The 21,794-nt window shown below is 73.1% G+C and carries 20 protein-coding genes; 9 read left to right on the top strand and 11 right to left on the bottom strand.

The window, feature by feature from the left end:
- Nucleotides 1–26: 26 nt before the first annotated feature.
- A complete protein-coding gene (locus AC0HI0_RS29250) occupies nucleotides 27–1,685 on the bottom strand; it encodes a glycosyl hydrolase family 18 protein (protein WP_480926722.1) in 1,659 nt (552 codons plus the stop codon).
- Between the two features lie 254 nt (nucleotides 1,686–1,939).
- Between AC0HI0_RS29250 and AC0HI0_RS29245 the strand changes: the two genes are divergently transcribed.
- Nucleotides 1,940–3,052 (top strand): serine hydrolase domain-containing protein, encoded by a 1,113-nt coding sequence (locus AC0HI0_RS29245; protein ID WP_480926721.1) that lies wholly within the window; start codon nucleotides 1,940–1,942, stop codon nucleotides 3,050–3,052.
- Between the two features lie 36 nt (nucleotides 3,053–3,088).
- Here the strand turns inward: AC0HI0_RS29245 and AC0HI0_RS29240 are convergent, their stop codons facing one another.
- Nucleotides 3,089–3,571, bottom strand: coding sequence for a heme-degrading domain-containing protein (locus AC0HI0_RS29240; RefSeq protein WP_480926720.1), 483 nt, complete (start codon nucleotides 3,569–3,571; stop codon nucleotides 3,089–3,091).
- Nucleotides 3,572–3,731: 160 nt separating this feature from the next.
- On the opposite strand from AC0HI0_RS29240, the gene AC0HI0_RS29235 reads away from it, so the two are divergent.
- Nucleotides 3,732–4,772: an ROK family transcriptional regulator gene (locus AC0HI0_RS29235; protein ID WP_480926719.1), complete on the top strand. Its 1,041-nt coding sequence runs from the start codon at nucleotides 3,732–3,734 to the stop codon at nucleotides 4,770–4,772.
- Between the two features lie 55 nt (nucleotides 4,773–4,827).
- Nucleotides 4,828–5,577, top strand: coding sequence for a PP2C family protein-serine/threonine phosphatase (locus tag AC0HI0_RS29230; RefSeq protein WP_480926718.1), 750 nt, complete (start codon nucleotides 4,828–4,830; stop codon nucleotides 5,575–5,577).
- Here the strand turns inward: AC0HI0_RS29230 and AC0HI0_RS29225 are convergent.
- Nucleotides 5,566–6,237 carry an ArsR/SmtB family transcription factor gene (locus AC0HI0_RS29225; protein ID WP_480926717.1) on the bottom strand — a complete coding sequence of 224 codons (672 nt, stop codon included), beginning with the start codon at nucleotides 6,235–6,237 and terminating at the stop codon, nucleotides 5,566–5,568. The two genes, AC0HI0_RS29230 and AC0HI0_RS29225, sit on opposite strands and share 12 nt — an antisense overlap.
- 65 nt (nucleotides 6,238–6,302) lie before the next feature.
- On the opposite strand from AC0HI0_RS29225, the gene AC0HI0_RS29220 reads away from it, so the two are divergent.
- Nucleotides 6,303–7,589 (top strand): isocitrate lyase/PEP mutase family protein, encoded by a 1,287-nt coding sequence (locus AC0HI0_RS29220; protein WP_480926716.1) that lies wholly within the window; start codon nucleotides 6,303–6,305, stop codon nucleotides 7,587–7,589.
- 36 nt (nucleotides 7,590–7,625) lie between these two features.
- On the opposite strand, the gene AC0HI0_RS29215 is transcribed toward AC0HI0_RS29220, so the two are convergent.
- From AC0HI0_RS29215 to AC0HI0_RS29205, 3 genes are all read right to left on the bottom strand, one after another.
- A complete protein-coding gene (locus AC0HI0_RS29215; protein ID WP_480926715.1) occupies nucleotides 7,626–8,699 on the bottom strand; it encodes an MFS transporter in 1,074 nt (357 codons plus the stop codon).
- Nucleotides 8,700–8,850: 151 nt separating this feature from the next.
- Nucleotides 8,851–10,128 carry a PepSY-associated TM helix domain-containing protein gene (locus AC0HI0_RS29210; RefSeq protein WP_480926714.1) on the bottom strand — a complete coding sequence of 426 codons (1,278 nt, stop codon included), beginning with the start codon at nucleotides 10,126–10,128 and terminating at the stop codon, nucleotides 8,851–8,853.
- A 69-nt stretch (nucleotides 10,129–10,197) separates the two neighbouring features.
- Nucleotides 10,198–10,722 carry a hypothetical protein gene (locus tag AC0HI0_RS29205; RefSeq protein WP_480926713.1) on the bottom strand — a complete coding sequence of 175 codons (525 nt, stop codon included), beginning with the start codon at nucleotides 10,720–10,722 and terminating at the stop codon, nucleotides 10,198–10,200.
- A 37-nt stretch (nucleotides 10,723–10,759) separates the two neighbouring features.
- Between AC0HI0_RS29205 and AC0HI0_RS29200 the strand changes: the two genes are divergently transcribed.
- Both AC0HI0_RS29200 and AC0HI0_RS29195 read left to right on the top strand, forming a co-directional pair.
- A complete protein-coding gene (locus AC0HI0_RS29200; RefSeq protein ID WP_480926712.1) occupies nucleotides 10,760–11,932 on the top strand; it encodes an FAD-dependent monooxygenase in 1,173 nt (390 codons plus the stop codon).
- Between the two features lie 271 nt (nucleotides 11,933–12,203).
- Entirely contained in the window at nucleotides 12,204–14,882 is a 2,679-nt protein-coding gene (locus tag AC0HI0_RS29195) for an ATP-binding protein (protein WP_480926711.1), read from the top strand.
- Here AC0HI0_RS29195 and AC0HI0_RS29190 read toward each other — a convergent pair.
- A complete protein-coding gene (locus tag AC0HI0_RS29190) occupies nucleotides 14,805–15,356 on the bottom strand; it encodes a DUF6328 family protein (RefSeq protein WP_480926710.1) in 552 nt (183 codons plus the stop codon). The genes AC0HI0_RS29195 and AC0HI0_RS29190 overlap by 78 nt on opposite strands.
- A gap of 110 nt (nucleotides 15,357–15,466) precedes the next feature.
- On the opposite strand from AC0HI0_RS29190, the gene AC0HI0_RS29185 reads away from it, so the two are divergent.
- A complete protein-coding gene (locus AC0HI0_RS29185) occupies nucleotides 15,467–16,147 on the top strand; it encodes a helix-turn-helix domain-containing protein (RefSeq protein WP_480926709.1) in 681 nt (226 codons plus the stop codon).
- Nucleotides 16,148–16,283: 136 nt separating this feature from the next.
- Here the strand turns inward: AC0HI0_RS29185 and AC0HI0_RS29180 are convergent, their stop codons facing one another.
- The 4 genes from AC0HI0_RS29180 to AC0HI0_RS29165 are packed head-to-tail and all read right to left on the bottom strand — an operon-like array spanning nucleotide 16,284 to nucleotide 18,994.
- A complete protein-coding gene (locus AC0HI0_RS29180; protein WP_480926708.1) occupies nucleotides 16,284–16,799 on the bottom strand; it encodes a GNAT family N-acetyltransferase in 516 nt (171 codons plus the stop codon).
- Nucleotides 16,800–16,809: 10 nt separating this feature from the next.
- Entirely contained in the window at nucleotides 16,810–18,042 is a 1,233-nt protein-coding gene (locus AC0HI0_RS29175; RefSeq protein ID WP_480926707.1) for an RNA polymerase sigma factor, read from the bottom strand.
- Nucleotides 18,043–18,088: 46 nt separating this feature from the next.
- On the bottom strand, nucleotides 18,089–18,517 hold the full coding sequence (locus AC0HI0_RS29170; RefSeq protein WP_480926706.1) for a YciI family protein: 429 nt from the start codon (nucleotides 18,515–18,517) through the stop codon (nucleotides 18,089–18,091).
- Between the two features lie 51 nt (nucleotides 18,518–18,568).
- Nucleotides 18,569–18,994: a DoxX family protein gene (locus AC0HI0_RS29165; RefSeq protein WP_480926705.1), complete on the bottom strand. Its 426-nt coding sequence runs from the start codon at nucleotides 18,992–18,994 to the stop codon at nucleotides 18,569–18,571.
- A gap of 221 nt (nucleotides 18,995–19,215) precedes the next feature.
- Here AC0HI0_RS29165 and AC0HI0_RS29160 point away from each other — a divergent pair, with 221 nt between their 5' ends.
- Nucleotides 19,216–20,655 (top strand): FAD-dependent oxidoreductase, encoded by a 1,440-nt coding sequence (locus AC0HI0_RS29160; RefSeq protein WP_480926704.1) that lies wholly within the window; start codon nucleotides 19,216–19,218, stop codon nucleotides 20,653–20,655.
- An 80-nt stretch (nucleotides 20,656–20,735) separates the two neighbouring features.
- Nucleotides 20,736–21,788, top strand: coding sequence for an LLM class flavin-dependent oxidoreductase (locus AC0HI0_RS29155; protein ID WP_480926703.1), 1,053 nt, complete (start codon nucleotides 20,736–20,738; stop codon nucleotides 21,786–21,788).
- Nucleotides 21,789–21,794 lie beyond the last annotated feature (6 nt).

The following is a 21,794-nucleotide window of genomic DNA, read 5'->3' as shown; positions in this document are numbered from 1 at the left end:
CGGGCCGGAGGCCCGTTCGTACGGCCTTACTTCAGGCCGTTGCCCATCGCAGCGGCAAGTTCGCCGTTGGTGGTGTCACCGTCGAGCGACCAGAAGAACGCGCCGCCCAGACCCTGCTGCTTGGTCCACTGCATCTTGCTGGTGATCGTGGCGGGGGTGTCGTAGCTCCACCACTGGTTGCCGCAGTACGCGTACGCGGTGCCCGCGACGGTACCGGTGGACGGGCACCGGGTCTTGAGGACCTTGTAGTCCTCGATGCCCTTCTCGTACGTGCCCGGAGCGCCGTCGGTCGCCGTGCCGCCCGGGGCGGCCTGCGTGACGCCGGTCCAGCCGCGCCCGTAGAAGCCGATGCCGAGCAGCAGCTTGGACGACGGGACGCCCTTGGCCTTCAGCTTGTTGATGGCGGCCTGCGTGTCGAAGCCGTCCTTCGGGGGGTTGACCGCGGTCAGCGGGGAGTGGGGACGGGTCGGGCCCTGGGCGTCCCACGCACCGAAGAAGTCGTAGGTCATGACGTTGTACCAGTCGAGGTACTGCGCCGCGCCGCCGTAGTCGGCGAGGTCGAGCTTGCCGCCGTTGCTGGCGTCGGCCGTGATCGCCGCCGTCACCAGGTTGCCCTGGCCGAAGCGGGTGCGCAGGGCCTGCGCCACGTTCTTGAACGCCGCGGCACCGCTGGTGTCGCAGGACAGACCACAGGCGTTCGGGTACTCCCAGTCGATGTCGATGCCGTCGAACACGTCCGCCCAACGCGGGTCCTCGACCAGCTTGTAGCAGGACTCGGCGAACGCGGTCGGGTTCTGCGCGGCCTGGCCGAAGCCACCGGACCAGGTCCAGCCGCCGAACGACCACAGCACCTTGATGTGCGGGTACATCTTCTTCAGCTTGCGCAGCTGGTTGAAGTTGCCGCGCAGGGCGCCCGCGTCCCACGTGTCCGACGTGCCGTCGACGCTGGTGTCCGCGCCGTAGAACTTGTCGTAGTCCGCGTAGGTGTCGTCGTTCGCGGTGCACCGGCCGCCGGTCACGTTGCCGAACGCGTAGTTGATGTGCGTCAGCTTCGCGGCCGAGCCGGAGGTGTGGATGTTCTTGACGTGGTAGTTGCGGCCGTAGACGCCCCACTGCACGAAGTAGCCCAGGTTCTTGTAACCGGGGGGCGGGGTCCCGGTCGTCGTGGTGGTGGGCGTGGTGGTCGTCGTCGACGTGGAGGTCGTCGTCGTCGGGTCCGTGGTGGTGGTCGTCGTGGACGTGGTGGTGGTCGTCGTCGTGGTGGTCGTCGTGCCGCCGCCGGCGTCACAGGACGCGCCGTTCAGCTTGCAGTTCGCCGGACCCGAGAACGCGCCCGTGTAGACGATGTTGAAGCCGAAGCTCACCGAGCCTCCGACACCGACGTTGCCGTTCCACGTGTTCTTGACCGTCACGTGCTGGCCGCTGGTGGTGTAGCCGGCGTCCCACAGGGAACCGACCTTGTGGCCGGCCGGCAGGTCGAACTCGACGGTCCAGCTGGAGATGCCCGCCGAACTCGCGTTGCGGACCGTGTACTTGCCCTCGTAGCCGGAGCCCCAGTCCGAGCCCTTGGTGAAGGTGGCGGACAGACCGCCGGCGCCGCTCGCGGCGGGAACCAGGACCAGACCGAGGACCATCGTGGCGATCGCCACGAACAGCGCTGTGAGATGCCAGCGGATCTTGGACATCGTGCTCCTCGTCAGGGAAAGGAGTGCAGGGTTGAGAAGAACATGTGGTTCAGACCACTTGACGGTCAAGGTCTAGACCACTGTGTCACTCGAACGGACTAGCGGTTCGGGGTGTGTAAGCGTTTCCACAACTGTCCGCACACCGGGGGTGCGCATCACCGAAAGTCGTCCAGGTGATCCCCCCTGAGGTGGTCGCCGGCAGGCCCGAGCCTGGCCAGACTCGGTCCCCTCGACGTCTACTGGGAGGAAGGCCGATGGGCAGGAGAGGCATCGCCTCGGTCGTGGTCGCGGTAGTGGGACTGACCGCGCTGGGCACCGGGGGAACGGCGGTCGCGCAGCCCGCCGCCGCCGGAACGAGGATCGACCGGCAGGTCGTGCAGCGCGGGATCGAGAAGCTGGCCGGCGCGGGCGGCTTCGCGGGCGTCCAGGTCCGGGTCGTGGACGGCCGGGACCGGTTCACCGCGCGCGCCGGCGTGGCGCGGTGGGGCACCGCGAAACCCGTGCCGACCGACGGGCTGTTCCGGGCGGGCAGCATCACCAAGACGTTCGTCTCGACCGTCGTGCTGCAACTGGTCGGCGAGGGCCGGGTGGGGCTCGACGAGCCGATCGGCCGGTACCTGCCGGGGCTGCTGCCCGACGGCGACAAGATCACCGTGCGGATGCTGTTGCAGCACACCAGCGGGCTGTACAACTACACCTCGTCGCTGCCGGAGGACCCGGCCGGACTCGAAACGATCCGCCACAAGAGGTGGACGCCGCAGGAGATCCTCTCGATCGCGACGTCCAAGCCGTTGGGCTTCCCGCCCGGCACCGACTTCAGCTACTCCAACTCCAACTACGCCGTGGCCGCCCTGCTGGTCGAGAAGATCACCGGGAAGCCCTACGGGGCAGCGGTTTCGCAGCGCATCCTGCGACCGCTCGGGCTGCGTGACACGTCCTTCCCGGGCAACCGCGAGGACGTCCCCGGCCCGCACGCGCACGGTTACTACACCGTGGCCGGCAAGGTCGTGGACGTCACCGAGCTGAACTCGTCGGTCGCCTACGGGTCCGGCGAGATCATCTCCAGCACCGCCGACCTCGACCGGTTCGTCGACGCCCTGCTGGACGGGCGGCTGCTCAAGCCCGCCCAGCAGGCCGAGCTGCACAAGTCGCTGCCGTTCACCCGGGGCTACGGCCTCGGGCTGGAGCAGAACGTGCTCCCGTGCGGGGTGACCGTGTACGGCCACACCGGCGGGATCCCCGGCTACTCCACCTACATGGGCAGCACCAAGGACACCAAGACCCGGTTGCAGGCGTCCCTCACGCACGCGCCCGAACCCGGCAACTTCCAGGGCTGGAACGAGGTGCTCACCGAGGTGTTCTGCTGACCCTGGCGCTGGGCGGGGGTCTTCCCGGACCCCCGCTCAGCGGTCGAGGAACAGCTCCAGCTGCGCCACGACGAACGCGTGGTCGTCGGCCTGGGGCAGGCCGGACACGCCGACCGTGCCGACCATCCCGACGCCCGCCACGAGGACCGGGAACACGCCGCCGTGCGCGGCGTACCGGTCCAGGTCCAGCCGGGAGTCGGCCTCGAACGTGCCGCCGCGCGCCCGGAACGTCTCGCCGACCCGGAACGAGCTGCGCCCGTAGCGGTCCACCACGCGGCTCTTGCGGTCCAGCCACTCGTCGTTGTCGGCGGACGTGCCGGCCAGCGCGACGTGGAACAGGCGCTGCTGCCCGCGCCGCACGGAGATCGCGATCGGCAGGCCCTGCGCGCGGGCCGCGTCGACCAGGAACAGGCCCAGCGCCAGGGCGTCCTCGTTGGTGAACGAGCGGAAGACCAGCCTGGCCTCCTGCTCGGCCAGTTCGTCCAGCAGGCTCGCCGCGCTGCTCCCGGGGCCGCTCACGGGGCCACCACCTCTCCGGTCCGGGCGGACGTGGACACCGCCTCGACCAGCAGACGGTAGAACTCGGCGTCCGCGACAGCTCCACCGGCCGGTCCGCGAGACAGCTTCAGCCCATTATGCAACGCTGTTTGGTAATCGTTGGGCGTGCCATCATTCGGTGGTGCCCAACTTGCGCTTCCTGCGCGGCTACAACGACGCGGTGGTGCTGGGCCTGGCCAGGTCCGGCGCCGTCACCAGGGTCGACCTCGCGGAGCGCAGCGGGCTGACCCCGCAGGCGGTGTCCAAGGTCGTCGCCCGGCTGATCGCGGACGGCCTGCTGGTCGAGTCCGGCACGCGCAACGTCGGCGTCGGCAAGCCGCGCACCCTGCTCAAGCTGGTCGCCGAGAGCAGGCTCGCGCTCGGCGCGCAGGTCGAGCGGGACGAACTGCGGGTCGTGCTCACCGACCTGGCGGGCGACGTGCTGGACCGCGCGGTCGCGCCGCTGCCGCCCGACTTCGACCCGGAGACGTTCGTCGGCGAACTCGTCCGGCTGGTGGACCCGCTGCGCGGCGAGCGGCTGCTCGGCGTCGGCATCGGGTTCGTCGGGCCGCTGGACCACCGCACGGGCGTGGTGCACGACGCGACGGCCCTGCCGAAGTGGCACGACGTGCCGCTGGCCGAACTCGCCGAACAGCGGCTCGGCCTGCCGGTCGTGGTCGACAAGGACACCAACGCGGCGATCGTGGCCGAGTCGTGGCGACGCGGCGAGGAGTTGCGCAACGCCGTGCTGGTGCTCGTCGGCACGGGCATCGGCGTCGGGCTGCTGCTGGACGGGCGGGTGCACCGGGGCGCGCGGACCAACGCCGGCGAGTACGGGCACACCACCCTCCAGCTCGACGGGCCGCGCTGCGTGTGCGGGCGGACCGGGTGCGTCGAGGCGGTGCACAACCTCGCCGCGCAGGCCGGTGACCTGGCCACCGCGACGTCCGTCGTGGGCACGGCGGTGGCCGACCTGGTGCAGCTCCTGGACGTGGACCACGTCGTGCTGGCGGGTCGGGCGGTGCTCGCCGCGCCGGCGCAGTACCTGGCGGGCGTGCGGGCCGCGCTGCCCACCGCGGCGTGGCTGCCGGTCGACGTCGGCATCACCCCGTTGGCCGATGACGTGGTCGCGGCGGGGGCGGCGATGCTGGTCCTGAGCGAGTTCTACGGGCATCCCCGGTAGCCGATTTCGGATAGTGCTGCTCAAGGGCACACGTGCGGGTGATTCACTATCCGGCATGTATGCGCTCCGCCACGCCGTCGGGACGGACCCCGGCCTGCGCCGTGAGGCGAACGAGGACTCGGTGTACTTCAGCGAGCGCCTGTACGCAGTTGCCGACGGGATGGGCGGTCACGCGTACGGGGAGGTGGCCAGCTCCATCGCGGTGGCGGTGCTCGCCGAACTGGACGTCGACGCCGACGACCCGCTGTCCGCACTGGCCGGTGCCGCGCGGGAGATCGCGATCCGGCTGACCGACCTGGCCGAGGAGAACTTCGACATGCGCGGCATGGGCACCACGCTCACCGCGCTGCTGTGGGACGGCGAGCGGTTCGCGGTCGGGCACATCGGGGACTCCCGGTGCTACCTGGTCCGCGACGGCGAACTCACCCAGCTCACCCGCGACCACACCATGGTCCAGGCGCTGGTGGACGACGGTCGGATGGCCGCCGAGCAGGCCGCCGAGCACCCCGGCCGGTCCATGCTGATGCGGGCGCTGCAAGCGGGCAGCTCGCACGACACCGACCTGTTCTTCCACGACGTCGAGGCCGGCGACCGGTACCTGATCTGCTCGGACGGCCTGTCCGACGTGGTCGGCCCGGCCGAGATCGGCGAACTGCTCACCGCCGACCCGGACGGCGACGCGACCGTGGGGGCGCTCATCGCCGCGGCCAACGCGGGCGGCGGGCCGGACAACATCACCTGCGTGGTCGTGGACGTGCTGCCGGCGGGCAACGCGTCCTGGCTGCCGAAGTGGCTACAGCGCTGAGAGCCCGAGCAGGTCGGCCAGCCCGGCCCGGCCGGGGGCGGTGACCGCGACCGCGCGGCCGGTGCCGGACTTGCGGACCCAGCCCCGGTCGTGCAGGTGCGCGCAGACGTACGCGCCCGCCGCGCCGGCCAGGTGCGACCGGCGTTCGGTCCAGTCCAGGCACGCCTTGGCGATCGGCCGGCGGGTGGTGGAGAAGTCCGCGCCGAGGTCGCCGAGCCACCGCGCGCCCGCCGGGGTGAGCGCGAGCGCGTCGTCCAGCAGGCGCCGGTCGACCATGGCGTCGGCGATGGCCACGCCCAGGCGTCCGGCCAGGTGGTCGTAGCAGGTGCGGCCCCGGGCCAGCGCGGCGGACGCGGTCGCCGCCTGGAGACCGCGCGCGGGCGGCGTCGGGCCGAGATAGGCCAGCAGGTGCTCCAGCAGGTCGGCCTCGCGCGGGCCCGCGAGCTGGACGTAGCGGTGCCGGCCCTGGCGGCGTTCCCGGAGCAGGCCCGCTTGGACCAGGCGGGTCAGGTGCTCGCTCGCGGTGGGCTGGGAGACCTCGGCGGCCCGCGCGAGTTCGCCGGCGGTCCAGGCCCGGCCGTCCAGCAGGGACAGCAGGAACCGCGCGCGGGTGCGGTCGGCCAGCAGCGCGGCCAGGTTCGCGAGTTCGTCGGCGGCCATGAGGCCATTGTGCGCGCCGGACACTTCGGCGCCCGCCGAAGCGTCGTGCGCCTACCGTGGTCGGCGTGGAACACGACGTGCTGCTCGACCCGGCCTACACCGTCCCGTCCGTGCCGTATGCCGAGCGCGGGGTGGCGTGGCTGCGCTGCCACGTGGCCCGGTTCAGCGAGGGCGCGGACCACGAGCGGCGGCGGGCGGCGGCCGTCGCCCGACTGTCCACTGTGGACGTCGAGGGGTTGCGGCGGCCGGGGCACGCGGTGGCGAAGCTGGCTTCCGCGCTCGGGTTGCCGCGCACGGTCGTGCCCGACGTGGCGGTGGTGGCGCGGTCGTACCAGCCCCACACGCCGATCACGGCCGCCGCCGACGATGCCGTGGCGCGGCTGGTCGGGTGGTGCGGCGGGGTGTGGGACGAGGAGACCGCTGCGGTGATCGGGCTGCTGGTGCAGGCCAGTGCGGCGATGGAGGCGCTGATCGCGGGCAAGGAGCCGCCGGTCCCGGTCACCCGGCGGATCGCGCCGGACGGTGCGGAGGTGCTGGTCGACCTGGCCGGCGCGCCGTTCGGCGCGGGACGGCACGGCTGCCCGGCGCGCGAGCACGCGTCGGCGTTGGCCGAGGGCACGTTCCACCGCCTGCACGCCGGGCCGGAACCCCTGGTGCTGCCCAACGCCTGGGACTTCGCGTCGGCGGCGGCGTTGGTGCGGGCCGGTTTCGCGGCGATCGGCACGACCAGCCTGGGCGTCGCGGCGGCCAACGGCATCCCGGACGCGGCGGGCGTGGCACGCGGGGAAACCCTAGCGCTGGCCCGGAAGCTGGTGCGGCTGCCGGTCCCGGTGTCGGTCGACGTCGAAGCCGGGTTCGGCGACGTGCGCGGGTTGGCGGCGGAGCTGGCCGACCTCGGGGTGGCGGGCGTGAACGTCGAGGACGGGCGCGGGGACGGGCTGGCCGATCCGGTGGTGCAGGCGGAGTCGGTGCGGGCGTTCAAGGAGACCGCGCCGCACCTGTTCGTCAACGCCCGGGTCGACACGCACTGGCTGGGGGTGGACCGGGGGAGCACGGTGGAGCGGGCGCGGCGGTACGTGGACGCGGGAGCGGACGGGATCTTCGTCCCCGGCCTGGTCGAGCCGGGAGCCATCGCGGCGGTGGTCGCGGCGGTCCCGGTACCGCTGAACGTGCTGGCGCAGCGGGACATCCGGGAGTTGGCGGAGTTGGGCGTGCGCCGGGTCAGCACCGGATCGCTGCTGTTCCGGGCCGCCCTCCAGGCGACCGTGGCGACCGCGCGGGCGGTGCGCGACGGCGTGCCCGTGGGCGAGGTCCCCGGGTACGACGAGGTGCAGCGGCTGGCCGAGTGGTGAACGGACGCGCGCCCGCGGTCGTGTGGTTCCTCCGCACTAGGGCACCACCCCGACCCCGGTCCGGCCCGCCCGCAACGCCCAGGGCAGCAGCAGGGCGACGGCCAGGATCCCCAGTGACACCAGCGACACCCCGCCGACCACCCACGCCGCGTACACGCCGTAGGACGCGACCTCGCTGCCCAGGCCGGCCACCGACGTGACGGTGGCCCGTGCGGAACCCGTGATCCGTTCCTGCAACCTGGTCTCGGCCACCACGAGCACCAGCCGGTACAGCCCGTACGACAACGCGACCAGGGCCAGGCCCGCCGGGTGGTGCAGCAGCCCGGCCCCGCCCAGCAGCAACGCCGACAACGCCAGCAGCGCACCGAGCGGCGCGCGGGGCGTGTTCAGCGCCGCGCCCGCCGCACCGGCCAACGGGATCGCCAGCACGGCCACCGGGACGAGCGCCACCGGGACGTCCCACTCCCTCGCCAGCAACGGGAAGTACTCCTCCAAGGCGTCCACGCCCAGCAGCAGCGCCACCACGAGCACGGCCCGTCGCACGGCCGGCACGGCGGCGGTCTCGGCCAGGCCCGAGCGCAAGGTGGCCAGGTAGCTCTCCGGCTCGCCGCGCGGGGTTTCCGGCAGCCGGGTCGCGACCAGGGCGGCGCCCAGGCAGGTCGCCACGCTCACCCAGCCCACCAGGGCGTACCCGCCGGTGGCGAACAGCGCGGTCGCGGCGAGCGCGGCGGGGATCTGGGCGAGCAGGCCCACCGCCGTCACCCGGCCCAGCACGCGGCCGAAGTGGTCGACCGCGCCGACCGCCGCCAGCGCGTCGTGCAGCAGGGCCTCCAGCGCGCCCGACACGAGCGCGCCACCGAGGCCCCACAGCACGAAACCCGCCGCGTACGACCAGAAACCGGGCACGGCCGTCCACAGCGCGTACCCCGACGCCTGCAACCCGCCCGCCGCGACCAGCGACCACCGCCGGGAGAACCGGTCGGCCAGCGCGCCGAACGGGATCTCCGCGACCACGGCCACCGTGGACCAGATCGCGAACAGCGCGGAGATCTGCCCGTCCGACATGCCGTTGTCCGCGAACAGCAGCGCGTACATCGGGTAGATGGGCACGACGTCGGCCAGCAGCGCCCAGCCGACGAACAGCCGGGACAGCGGGCGGGCCGGGGGTGGTACCGGGCGTCAACCGAAAGGCATGACCCAGACTAACCCCGTGCGGCCCGACCGCCGCCCGAATTCCGCCGGTCCGAGCGGACCGGCGCGGCTACACCGGTTCGACCACACCGGTCCGGCGACGGGCCACCAGGGCGTCCACCACCAGGAACGCGACCAGGCTCAGCCCGAACAGCGGCACGAACCAGCCCACGCCCGCCGCGACCACGAGCACCGCGACCAGCTGCCCGCGCGGGGTCTTGCGCCACTGCCCGCGCGGCACCGGGCGGCCGAAGCCCCGGGTCGGCCGGCGCAGCCACCAGATCCGGTAGCCGAGCACGACCACCGTCACCAGGCCCAGCCCGAGCAGCAGCAACAGCACCTGGTTGGGCCAGCCGAACAGCACGCCCATGTGCGCGTCGATGCCCCACCGGCTGAGCTTCGCGATCAGCGAGTAGTCCGCGAAGTCCACCCGGTCCACGACCGCCCCGCCGCGAACGGCGACGGCGTCGACCTGGGTGGGCAGGCCGCGTTCGATCTCGGCGACCTTCCACGCCCCGCCGGACGCCGGGAACCCGATCTCCACCGCCCGCGCGTCGATCCCCGCCTTGCGCGCCACCGCGAGCACACCGTCCACTTCGGACGGTGACCCGGCGGTGGGCGTGCCGGCGGCGTGCCCGGCGTGGTCGCCGGAGCCCGCGACGTCCAGCGCCGGCGTGGTCCAGCCGAACGCCTTGCGCAGGTCCGCGACGTTCTCGCCGGCGTAGGTGGACCACGTCAACCCGGTCGCGGACAGGAACAACGCGCCCACCAGCACCCACAGCCCGATCACGGCGTGCCGCCGGGTGGCGGGCTTGGGCTTCACCGCGCGGCGGCGGGAGAACCACAGGAACACGCCGCCCAGGGCGACCACCCACAGCCAGGACGCGGCCAGCTCGCTGTAGAGCCGGCCGGGCTCGCCCAGCAGCAGGTTGGCGTGGATCTTGTCCAACGCGGTCCGCAACGGCAGCACGCCGCTCGACCCGTAGGTCACCAGGTCCCCGACGACCGCGCCGGTCCCGGGATCGACGAACACCGCGCGCTGCTCGGAACCGCCGAGATCCGGCGCGGCGAACAGCACCCGGGTGGTCGTGCCGGGTTCGGGCGCGGGCCGCACGGCGACCGGCGCACCGCCGGGACCGGCCGCGACGGCGGCCTGGACCTGCTGCGACAGCGGCACGGTCCGCTCGGACGCGGGCACCTGCAAGCGGTCCGAGTAGATCCACGACTCCAGTTGCGGCGTCGCGGCGTACAGCACGCCGGTCAGGGCGGCGATCAGGACGAACGGGCCCACCAGCACGCCCGCGTAGAAGTGGAAGCGCAGCACGAGGCCGCGCCAGGACTCTGTCATGGCGATAACTCCTGGGTACCGGGGAATGCCACCGGTCCCGAGGCGGGACCGGTGGTGTGGCGGGGCGACCTAGGAGAAGAGGGGTGGCCCGCGACGGGGCAGCGTGCGGCGGCGCAGCACCTCCGACAGCGGCGGCTGCGGGTGCTCGGCGGTGAGGATGCCCAACGGCGCGCGGGCGGGCGGCGGCGCGAGCTTGCGCGGCAGCACGGACGCCAGCGCGGCGGCGAGCCGGAACACGGCCCGTTCCGCGCCGGCCAGCGCCGCGACGACGACCCCGGTGGCCAGCACGTGCGCGACCAGCATGGCCGGCGTGGGCAGGAGTTCCCGGGGGTGGCGGGCGAGCAGGGCGAGGAACGCGTGCACGGTCACCTGGACCAGGCCGACCAGGCCGAGGATCTCGCCGAACCCGAGCCTGCGGTCGGTCAGCGGCCCGCACACCCAGGCCACGGCGACCGCGAACACCGCGACGTGCGGCACGGGCGGCAGGTGCCCGTCCGCCCCGGCGTGCGCCACGACGGCGAGCAGCCCGGAGGACAGCCCGACCGCGCCGCAGCGCACCACGCGCACGGCGCCACGGGTCGGGTCCGTCGCCACGAGTCCGCAGCGTAGTTCACCCGCTAGCGTGATCGGCATGACCAAAGTGCTGATCATCGGTGGTGGAATCGCCGGACCCGTGACCGCCATGGCGTTGCGCGAAGCCGGGATCGAAGCAGTGGTGCACGAGGCGTACCCGACCGGTGCGGACGACATCGGCGCATTCCTGACGATCATGCACAACGGTTTGGACGCCTTACGCGCGATCGGCGCGGAACAGCCGGTGGTCGACCATTCCTTCGCCGCCGACGGCCTCGACCTCTACACCGGCGACGGCCGGCTGGTCAGCGAAGCGCGCTGGCACAGCGACCTCACCGGTCCGCGCACGTTGCGCCGGTCGGAGCTGTACCGCGCGCTGCACGACGAGGCCGCGCGCCGGGGCGTGGAGATCCGGCACGGCAAGCGGTTGGTCCACGCGGAGCACACGGCGGACGGGGTGCGGGCGACGTTCGCCGACGGCACGCACACCACGGGTGACGTCCTGGTCGGTGCGGACGGCCTGCACTCGGCGACCCGCCGGATCCTCGACCCGGCCGCGCCGGAACCCCGCTACACGGGCCTGAACATCTTCTACGGCTACACCGAGGGCCTCGCGCCGACGACCGCGCCCGGCCGGTACCACATGATCGCCGGCGGCACGGCGTTCTTCGGGCACACGACCGCGCCCGACGGCCGGACCTGGTGGTTCGCCCGCGTGCCCGCCGACGAGCTGCCCGCCGAGGAGTCCTTCGCCGAGGAGTCGTCCGGTGGCACCCCGCCGGACCTGGTCGAGCGGGCCGCCGCCGCGTTCGCCGGCGACGACGTGCCGGCGGCGTCGATCATCCGCGCGAGCGGCGAGATCCACGCCGGCAACGCCCACGACGTGCCGTCCACTCCGGTGTGGCACGACGGGCGGGTGGTGCTGGTCGGGGACGCGGCGCACGCCGCGTCCCCGGCAGCGGGTCAAGGCGCGTCGATGGCGCTGGAGGACGGCGTTGTCCTGGCGATGTGTCTACGCGACTTCTCCGAGCCGCGTGCGGCGTTCGAGGCTTACGAACGGTTGCGCCGTGTTCGGGTGGAAGCGCTGGTGGCGATGAGCGCTGGATTGGGCGCGGGCCGTTCGGCGGACTCGGAGTCGTTCTACCGACACCACATCGAGTGGAATAAGTCGGTCGGTGCTTCGGCGTTCGATGATTCGGTTTCGGACCGGCTGCGGACCGATCAGTTGTAGGGCATTCCGCCGAACGGGGCCACGCCGGCGGCGGTCGTGAAGACGGCCACCAGCAGGACGGCGATGAGCACTCGTCCGATTCGCATGTGCGCTCCAGTCACGGGAGATCGGAGGAAATTCCGGGAGAATTCGGCGCCGCGGCTACCGTGACAGCAGCGGGTGAAACGCCGCAGTGATTTCGGTGAACAAACGGCGAACGCTGCGAACGCCGAGTTGATTTGAAATAGCGAAACATCTTGTTAACCTGCCGTTTGCCTTGTATTCTCACGGTGTGCGTGTCGTCACCCTGCGTCTCGTTGGCCGCGAGCGTGAGCTGACCCGCCTCGTGGCCCGGGTCGACGCCCTGGCCGAGGGGCGGGGTGCCGCGCTGGTGGTCGAGGGCGAGCCCGGGATCGGCAAGACCGCCCTGGTCAAGGCCGTCTGCGAGACGGCCGCCGCGCGCGGTTTCCGGGTGTGCAAGGGCGCGGGCGACGAACTCGGCCGCTCGCTGCCGCTGCTGCCCCTGCTCGACGCGCTGTCGGCGGCCCGCTCCGACCCCGGCGCGACGGCCACCGCCGAACGCCTGCTGGCCCGCGTGGACGACCTGTGCGCGATGGGTCCGGTCGTCCTCGTGCTGGACGACCTGCACTGGGCGGACGCGGCCACCGTCGCGGTGTGGAAGCGGCTGGCCCGGCTGGTCCCGCAGCTCCCGCTGCTGCTGATCGGCGTGCTGCGGCCGTTGCCGCGCCGGGACGACCTGGCCGCGCTGCGCAGCGGCGTGGAACGCCTGACCGTGCCGAACCTGGGCGCCGCGGCGGTGGTCGAACTCGTCGGCGCGCTGGCCGGCGGCACCCCCGACGACGCCCTGGCCCGGCTCGCCGCCGACGCCGGCGGCAACCCGCTCTACCTGGTCGAGCTGGTCGAGGCGCTGGTCCGGGGCCGGGCGGTCGAGGTGGACGCGGCCGGCACCGCCCGGCTCACCCAGACCGACCTGCCCGCCACGCTGTCCGCCGCCATCGCCGACCGCATCGGCTTCCTCAGCGCCGACGTCCGCCGGGTGCTGGTCGCCGCCGCGCTGCTCGGCGTCGGCTTCCCGGTCGCCGACCTGGCCGCCGTGCTCGGCACCCGGGTGGTCGACCTGCTGCCCGCGTTGCAGGACGCGACCGTCGCGGGCGTGCTGGAGGACGGGCGGATCGGCCTGAGCTTCCGGCACCCGCTGGTCCGCGCCGCCCTCTACGACGAGGTCCCGGCCAGCGCCCGCAGCGCGTGGCACGGCGAGGCCGCGCGGGCGCTCGCGGAGAGCGGCGCGGGCGTCGACCGGGTCACCCGGCAACTGCTCGCCGCCGACGACCGCATGCCCGCCTGGGTGACCGACTGGCTGGACGAACACGGCGCGACCCTCGTCGCGCACGCCCCCGAAGCCGCCGTGGACCTGCTCGGCCGGGTCGTGGTCACGCCGAACGCGACCGCCCGGCGCGGTGTGCTGCTGGCGCACCTGGCCGAAGCCCGGTTCCGGCTCGGCGACCACCACGGCGCGGAAGCCGTGGCGCTGGCCGGGCTCGAACACGGCACCCTCGTGGACCTGCACTGGACCCTCGCCCAGTGCAGGTCCATGACCGGCCGCTCGGCCGAGACGCTGGTCGAACTCGACCGCGCCCTGACCCGTCCCGGCCTGCCCGAGGGCGACCGCGCCCGGCTGCTGGTGCTCGCCGCCCGCGCGCACTGGGACGTGGGCGGGCTGGCCGACGCGGAACGGCTCGCCGACACCGCCGAGGAGATCGCCCGGCGGACCGGCGACCGCACGGCGACCAGCTGGGCGCTGCACGTGCGCACCATCGTGGCCATGGCGCGCGGTCTGATGGCCGAGGCGCTGCCGCTGTTCGACCGGGCGCTGGCCGTGGCCATGGGCGACCCGGCCACCGCCGACCTGCGGCTGCTGCTCCAGATCAACCAGGCCGTGACGCTGGGCGAGCTGGACCGGGGCGAGGAGGCGATCGCGTCCGCGAGCGTCGTCCGGCACGCCGCCGACCAGACCGGCAACACCGTCCGCCTCGCCCAGGCGCAGAGCGCGCTCGGCCAGCTCCTGTACGACGCGGGTCGCTGGGACGAGGCACTCGTGGACGTCGACCTGCTCGCCGACGACCTCAAGCACCCGATGGTGTCGCGTTGCGACCACGGCGTGGCCGCGCTCGTCCACCTGCACCGCGGCGACGCCGAAGGCGCGCGCCGGCACCTGGACGCGGCGGGCGCGGAGGTCGAGGGTCACGTGGTCGGCCCGCTCGCCCTGGCCACCGCGCTGGAGCTGGAGCAGGCCGGGCGGGCGCGGGAGGCGCTGGCCGTGCTGGCGGCGGGCATGGACGCGGTGGAAGACCTGCTGCCCGACGCCGTGCGGCTGGCCGTGGAGCTGGGCGAGGATCCGGCCGCCGCCGTCGCGCGGGCCGAGCGGCTCGCCGTCGAACTCGACGTGCCGCACCGCCGGGCGTCCGCCGCCTACTGCCGCGCGCTGGTCGCCGACGACCCGGTCGGCCTGCTGCACGCCGCCGACGAGTACCGCGCGGCGGGCCGTCCGCTGTCGAGGGCCAAGGCGCTGGGAGCGGCGGCCGTGGCGTTCGCGTCCTCCGGCGACCGGACCTCCGCGCGGGCCGCGCTGAGCCACGCGGTCGACGTGCACACCGCGCTGGGCGCGGACTGGGACGCGACCCTGCTGCTGGCCCGCCTGCGGGAACTGGGCATCCGGCGCGGCCCGCACGCCAAGCACCGGCGGGCCACGCACGGCTGGGAGAGCCTGACCCCGATGGAGCTGAAGGTCACCGAGCTGGTGGTGACCGGCCTGTCCAACCGGCAGATCGGCGAACGCCTGTTCCTGTCCGGTCGGACGGTGGCCACCCACGTCTCACACGTGCTGGCGAAGCTGGGGGTCCGGTCGCGCACCGACATCGCCCGGGAGGCCATCCGGCACCGCGTGGGCTGACCGGTACGCGGAGCGGGCCCGGAAGCCCAGCGGCAGCGCGAACCACCAGAACCCGAACCACAGCACCAACCCGCCGGTGATCCAGGCGGCCGGCCGCAGGCCCAGCACCACGTCGAGGATCAGCAGCAGCGCGGTGGCGAGCGCGAGCTTGAGCAGCACCAGACCCGCCAGCAGCAGCCTGCTGGACGTGCGCACGAGTTCCTGCTTGAGCCGGCGGCGGAACACCAGCCGGTGGAACGGCGCGGGCGCGATCAGCAGGGCGGTGGAGGTCGCGCCGAGCACCAGGCTGAGCACGTACACCTGGAGCTGGAAGAAGCTCAGCGTGCCGAACCGGGGCGTGAACGCGAGCGTCAGCAGGAACGCCAGCAGCAGCTGCACGCCGGTCTGGGCGACCCGCATCTCCTGGAGGATCTCGGCGTAGTTGCGGTCCATCCGCTGGGCGGGGGTCTCGTCTCGTACAGGGTCGGTGGTCATCGTCTTACGGTGCTCTCCGCACTGGTGCGGAGACATCGGTCGGCCTACGGACTTTCCGGGTGGGGTGGGCTGTTGGCAGAGGTGTGGAGCTGCGCGAGTGGGTGACGGACATGCGGGTCGAAACGGTCACGCCGGCGGGGACCCGGGCCCTGCCGCCGGACGCGGCGACGACCCTGGTGCTGTGCTCGGTGTCCGAAGAGGCGTTCGTGGTGGGTCCGCGCACGCGCGGGACGTACTTCGAGACGATCCCCGCCCACCGGCTGAAGGTGCGGCTGCGTCCGGGCCGGGCGCGGGCGCTGCTGGGCGTGTCGGCGCGCGAACTGGTGGACACGGTCGTGCCGCTGCGCGACGTGTGGGGGAGGGTCCGGGGCTTCGACGGCCTGCGCAAGATGGTGGCGGACCGCTTCGCCGACGCGGACCCGGGGCGTGACGCGGTGGTCGCGGAAGCGGTGCGCGCGGTGCCGCGTTTGGGGGTCGCCGGGGCGGCGCGGGCGTTGCACGTGAGTGAGCGGCACCTGCGGACGTTGTTCCGTGACGCGGTGGGGGTGTCGCCCAAGCAGTACTCGCGGATCGAGCGGGTGCGGAGGGTGGTGGCGTCGGGTGCGGCGGGGTCGTGGGCGCGGTTGGCGCACGAGTTGGGGTACTACGACCAGGCGCACCTGAGCACGGAGTTCCGCGCGGCGATGGGCATTGCGCCGGGAGCGTTCGCGGCGGGCCGGTATCCGGACGCGACACCGTGCCACGACATGTCGGCGGCGTCGGGCGCGCACCACGCGGTGGCGTCGGCCTGACCAACCCCCACCGGCGCGGGGAAGATGCTTTTTGACCTGGGGATTCTCAGCCCACCATGCCGTTTTTCATTCGGTCCGCGTCGGTGTCGAATTCCGGACGAAACGCACTGCCACAGGCCCCGGCGCAAGCGCCGACCTACAACTCCCGCCCCATGTACAACGCGACCTCCCCCTCCGACACCGTCCCCCGGTACAACGTCGTGTCCAACCCGCACAGCTCGAACCCCATCCGCAGGTACGCACGCACCGCCGGCACGTTCACGTTCGACGTCTCCAGCCACGCCGTCCGCGCCCCGCGCCCACGCCCCCACTCCACGCCCAACTCCATCAACCGCCGCCCGATCCCCATCCCCCGATACGCCGGATCGACCGTGAGCTGCTGGATCACGACCCGCGCGTGCCACTCCGCGTACGCCACCAGCACGAATCCCCGCACGGCCGAATCCTCCGCGACGAACCCCACCACCGGCTCGGCGTCGTGATCCGGCGGGAACACCTTGGTCAGCGCCGGAACCACCGGAACTTCCCGCAGCGCGAACCCCGACGACCCCGACGACCCCGCCGTCACCTCGAACACCGTGTCCGTCGTGAAGCTGTCGTCCAGATCCAGCACGTCCTGCGCCGCCAACGGCCGGTACCGCACCCCCGTCACCCGCACCCCATCACCCGCACGCCGCCGCGCGGTCCAGCAACAACGTCCGTTCACGCTCGTTGCGGGTCATCGACGCCGCCCGCTTGAACTCCACTCGCGCCTCGGCCGGCCGCCCCAGCTTGGCCAGCAGGTCACCGCGCACGCTCGGCAGCAGGTGGTAGTCCTTCAACGCCGGCTCGTCGACCAGTTCGTCCACCAGCTCCAGCGCGGTCGCCGGGCCGAACGCCATGCCGATCGCCACCGCGTGGTTGAGCGCCACGATCGGCGACGGCGTGACCAGCGCCAACGTCTCGTACAGGCCGGCGATCAGGGTCCAGTCGGTGTCCTCGGGGGTGCGCGCGCGGGCGTGGCACGCGGCGATCCGGGCCTGGATCGAGTACGGCCCGCGCCCCGACTTCTCCAGCGCCGCCAGGCCGCGCCGGATGTGCAGCTGGTCCCACAGCGCCCGGTTCTGGGCCATCAGCAGGACGGGCTCGCCGTTCGGGCCGGTGCGGGCGCGGGAGCGGGACGCCTGGATCTCCAGCAGCGCCACCAGGCCGTGCACCTCGGGTTCGCGGGGCATCAGGCCGGCCAGCACGCGGGCCAGGCGCAGGGCGTCCGCGCACAGGGCGGGACGCATCCAGTCGTCGCCCGCGGTGGCCGAGTAGCCCTCGTTGAAGATCAGGTAGATGACGCCGAGCACGCTGGACAGCCGCGCGTCCCGCTCGTCCTCCGCCGGCACCTCGAACGGCACGTTCGCCTTGGCCAGCGCCTTCTTCGCCCGCACGATCCGTTGCGCCACGGTCGATTCGGCGACCAGGAACGCCCGCGCGATCTCGTCGGTGGTCAGGCCGCCGAGCATCCGCAGCGTCAGCGCGACCTGGGCTTCGGTGGACAGCACCGGGTGGCACGCGGTGAACACCAGGCGGAGCAGGTCGTCCTTGATGTCGCCGACGCCCTCGGCCGCGTCCGGCACGTGGTCGGACTCCTGGTCCCGACCGATCTCCGCGAGCTTGCGCTGGTAGTTCTGCCGGCGGCGGATCTGGTCGATCGCCCGGTTCTTCGCGGCGGTCATCAGCCACGCCCCGGGGTTGCGGGGGATGCCGGTCTCCGGCCACTGTTCGAGCGCGCTGACCAGGGCGTCCTGGGCGAGTTCCTCGGCCAGGCCCACGTCTCGCACCATCCGGGCGAGACCCGCGATCAACCGTGCCGACTCGATCCGCCAGACCGCCTCGACAGCACGACGCGCATCGGAAGCTGTCACGACCCGAAATCAGATCAGCTCCCGATGCGCGTCGGCAAGCGGGGTACTACCCGTTGTGCTGAGCGGCGGCCTGCGCACGCAGTTCCGCTTCGCGCTGGATCACGTCGGGGGCCACGTCGCCGAAGTCCTCGGGCGAGAACACCTGGCGGATCTCGATGTGCGACTGGCCGCCGTTCGGGTTCGGCACCCGCTTGATCCACTCGACGGCCTCTTCCAGCGACTTCAGCTCCAGCAGCCAGAAACCCGCGATCAGCTCCTTGGTCTCGGTGAACGGACCGTCCACCACGGACCGCTGGTCGCCGTCGAAGAACACCCGCGCGCCCTTCGAGCTGGGGTGCAATCCCTCGCCCGCGAGCATCACGCCCGCGTTGACCAGCTCCTCGTTGAACTCGCCCATGGCCCGCAGCTCTTCCTCGCTGGGCATGGCACCGGCTTCACTGTCCGGCGTGGCCTTGACGATCACCATGAAACGCATCTCAAATGTCCCTTTCGGAGCGTGTGGTTCCCATTCTGACGTGCGCGCGGGTCAGCCGCGGAACACGCGACCCAGCGTGCAAGTGCCGGGGCCGACGACCGCGATCAGCAGGAAGGCCCAGCAGTAGACGGCGGCCGGCTCGCCCATGTTGTGCACCGGCAGCAGCCCGGTCGGCTGGTGCACGACGAAGTAGGCGAACGCCATCGCGCCCGAGCACAGCAGCGCGGCGGACCGGGCGGCGATCCCGCAGGCCACCAGCACCGAGCCGACCAGTTCGATGGCGCTGCCCCACCAGCCCGGGAACGACCCGAACGGCACGGCGGTGCCCTGCCCGTCGATGCCGCCGAGTAACCCGAACCCCTGGAGGCCGTGGCAGGCGAACAGGAACGAGATCACGATCCGGAAGGCGGCGAGCATCAGGTCGGTGCGCCCGGCGGAACGGTCGCGGGTGGCGGTGGGGGCGGTGGTCGTGGTCATCTCTGCGGTCCCTTCGCTGTCGTCCTGCCTACGCGACGAACGGCACCCGCGCCGGATCGACACGGTCCTCGAACTTTTCCGAACATTTCTGTTTCCGCAGGTCACGGCATCGCGTCGGCGGTCCGACGGGCGAAGCGCCGGCGGCCGGACGGGCAAATGCCGCAACCGGAGGCATCGGGTGGGCGATCGTCCGCGCCCGTCGGGCGGACATACAGTGCGGCGTGAGCGCCCACCTGTGGATCCGCGCCCGGCACGCCGCCGACCGCGCCCGGCTCCGGCGCGGGCTCGACCTCCCCGCCGTGCGCGTGGTCGACGCGCGCTGCGGGCTCGCCGCCGCGCTGCGCCGGCCCGGCACGCTGGTCGTGGAGCACGCCCACCGCGCCGCGCCCGCCGACGCCGCGCTGCTCGCCGAGCACCTCCACCGGGACGTGCCGAGGCTCGTGGTGTGCACGGGGATGGAGCCGGTGCTGCGCCCGCACGCCCTCCGCGACGCCTTGGCGACCCGCGCGATCCTGATCGAGGGCGACCCGCCGGGCATCCGCCAGGTGGGACGCCTGGACAGCCTCGACCCGTGCGGCGACGCTGGCGGCGTGACCGATGTGGACGTGGTGGTGGTCGGCGGCGGGGCGATGGGATCGGCGGCGGCGTGGCAGCTCGCCTCGCGCGGCGTGGAGGTGGTGCTGCTGGAGAGGTTCGCGCGCGGGCACGTGTTCGGCGCTTCGCACGGCGCGTCGCGGATCTTCCGGCTCGTCTACCCGGACCCGGTGTACGTGCGGTTCGCCGCCGAAGCCCTGGCGCTGTGGCGGGAACTCGGCGGCGGCCTGCTCACCGAGACCGGTGGCGTCGACCACGGAGACCTCTCCGGGATCCCGGAGGCGTTGGCGGCGGCCGGATCCCCCGGCGAGGTGCTCCCGGCGGACGCGGCGCGCGAGCGGTGGCCGGGTCTGCGGTTCGACGGCGACGTGTTCCACCACCCCCGGTCCGGCCGGCTGCACGCCGACCGGACGGTGGACCTGTTGCAGGACTTGACGACCGCGCTCGGCGGCGTGGTGCGGCACGAGACCCCGGTGCTGGAGCTGCGGGTCGGCGACCGGGTCGAAGTCGTTACCCACCAAGAGGTCTACCGCGCTCGACGGGTCGTGGTCGCGGTCGGCGCGTGGTCGGCGAAGCTGCTCGACGGGCTGGTCGCCCTGCCCCCGTTGACCGTGACCCAGGAGCAGCCCGCGCACTTCGCGCCGGTCGACGCCACCGAGTGGCCCGCGTTCATCCACCGCCGCCCCGGCGCGGTCTACGGCCTGGCGACGCCGGGCGAGGGGATCAAGGTCGGCGCCCACGGCGGCGGTCGGGTGGTGGACCCGGACGCGCGGGACTTCCTCCCCGAAGCCGGCCGGCTCGCGGCGTTGCAACGCTACGTCCGGGAGTGGCTGCCGGGCGTCGACCCGGACGACTTCGCGCCGATCAGCTGCACCTACACCTCGACGCCCGATTCGGACTTCGTGCTCGACCGGCACGGGCCGCTGGTCGTCGCCGCCGGGTTCTCCGGCCACGGGTTCAAGTTCGTCCCGGCGGTCGGCCGGGTGCTGGCCGACCTCGCCACCACCGGGCCCGGCGGTGATCGGCGGTTCGCGGCGGATATTCCCGGCCGGGCCGGAAAACCCTGAGCGTTCCCACAGAATGGTCGCCCCTCCGGCCGGACCCGGTGCTGCCGCAGAATCCGGGTGAGGTCGAAGGGAGCTGGGACATGGGAGCTGGTCTGCACCTGGCCGTGGCGCTGGACGGCACCGGGTGGCACCCCGCCGCGCCGTGCGATCCCGCGCGGTTCACGCCGGGGTACTGGGTGGACCTGGTGCGGGAGGCCGAGCGCGGCCTGCTGGACCTCGTCACGTTCGAGGACGACCTCGGGCCGGTCGGGCGGTTGGACTCGGTGCTGGTCGCGTCCCGGGTCGCGCCGCTGACCACGCACATCGGGCTGGTGCCCACGGTGGTCGCCACGCTGACCGAGCCGTTCCACCTGTCCAAGGCGATCGCCACGCTGGACTACGTGAGCAACGGCCGGGCCGGCGTCCGGGTGCGCGGCACGTTCGCCGCCGACCACGCCCGGCACTTCGGCCGGCGCGCGTTCCCGGACGTGCCGGACGACGCGCTGCTGGCCGACCTGGTGGACGAGACGGGCGACTACGTCGAGGTGCTGCGGCGGTTGTGGGACAGCTGGGAGGACGACGCGGAGATCCGCGACGCCGCCACCGGCCGGTTCATCGACCGCGACAAGCTGCACTACGTCGACTTCACCGGCAACTGGTTCAGCGTCAAGGGGCCGTCGATCACCCCGCGCCCGCCGCAGGGCCAGCCGCCGGTCGCCGTGCTGTCGCACGCCTCGCGCATCCACGACCTGGCGCGGCGCTCGTCGGACCTGGTGTTCACCACCCCGCACAGCGCCGAGGACGTGCGCGCGATCGACGCGGAAGTGCAGGGGCTCAGGCACTTCGCGGACGTCGTGGTGTTCTTCGACGCCGACCGCAAGGCGCGCGCCGAGGAGTCCGGCGAGATCGACTCCGACGCGTTCGTGTTCGCCGGCGACGCGAGCCAGCTGGCCGACCAGCTGCTGGAGTGGCACGAGGCCGGCGCGTTCGGCTTCCGGCTGCGGCCCGCCCACCTGCCCGACGACCTGGTGGCGATCACCTCCGAGCTGGTGCCGGAACTCCAGCGGCGCGGCGCGTTCCGCACCGCCTACGAGGCCACGACGCTGCGCGGGCACCTCGGGCTCGCCCGGCCGACCAACCGCTACGCCGCCTGAGAGGAC

Source organism: Saccharothrix sp. NBAS 001, assembly GCF_056640475.1.
This window is presented reverse-complemented; position numbering and strand designations above follow the sequence as displayed.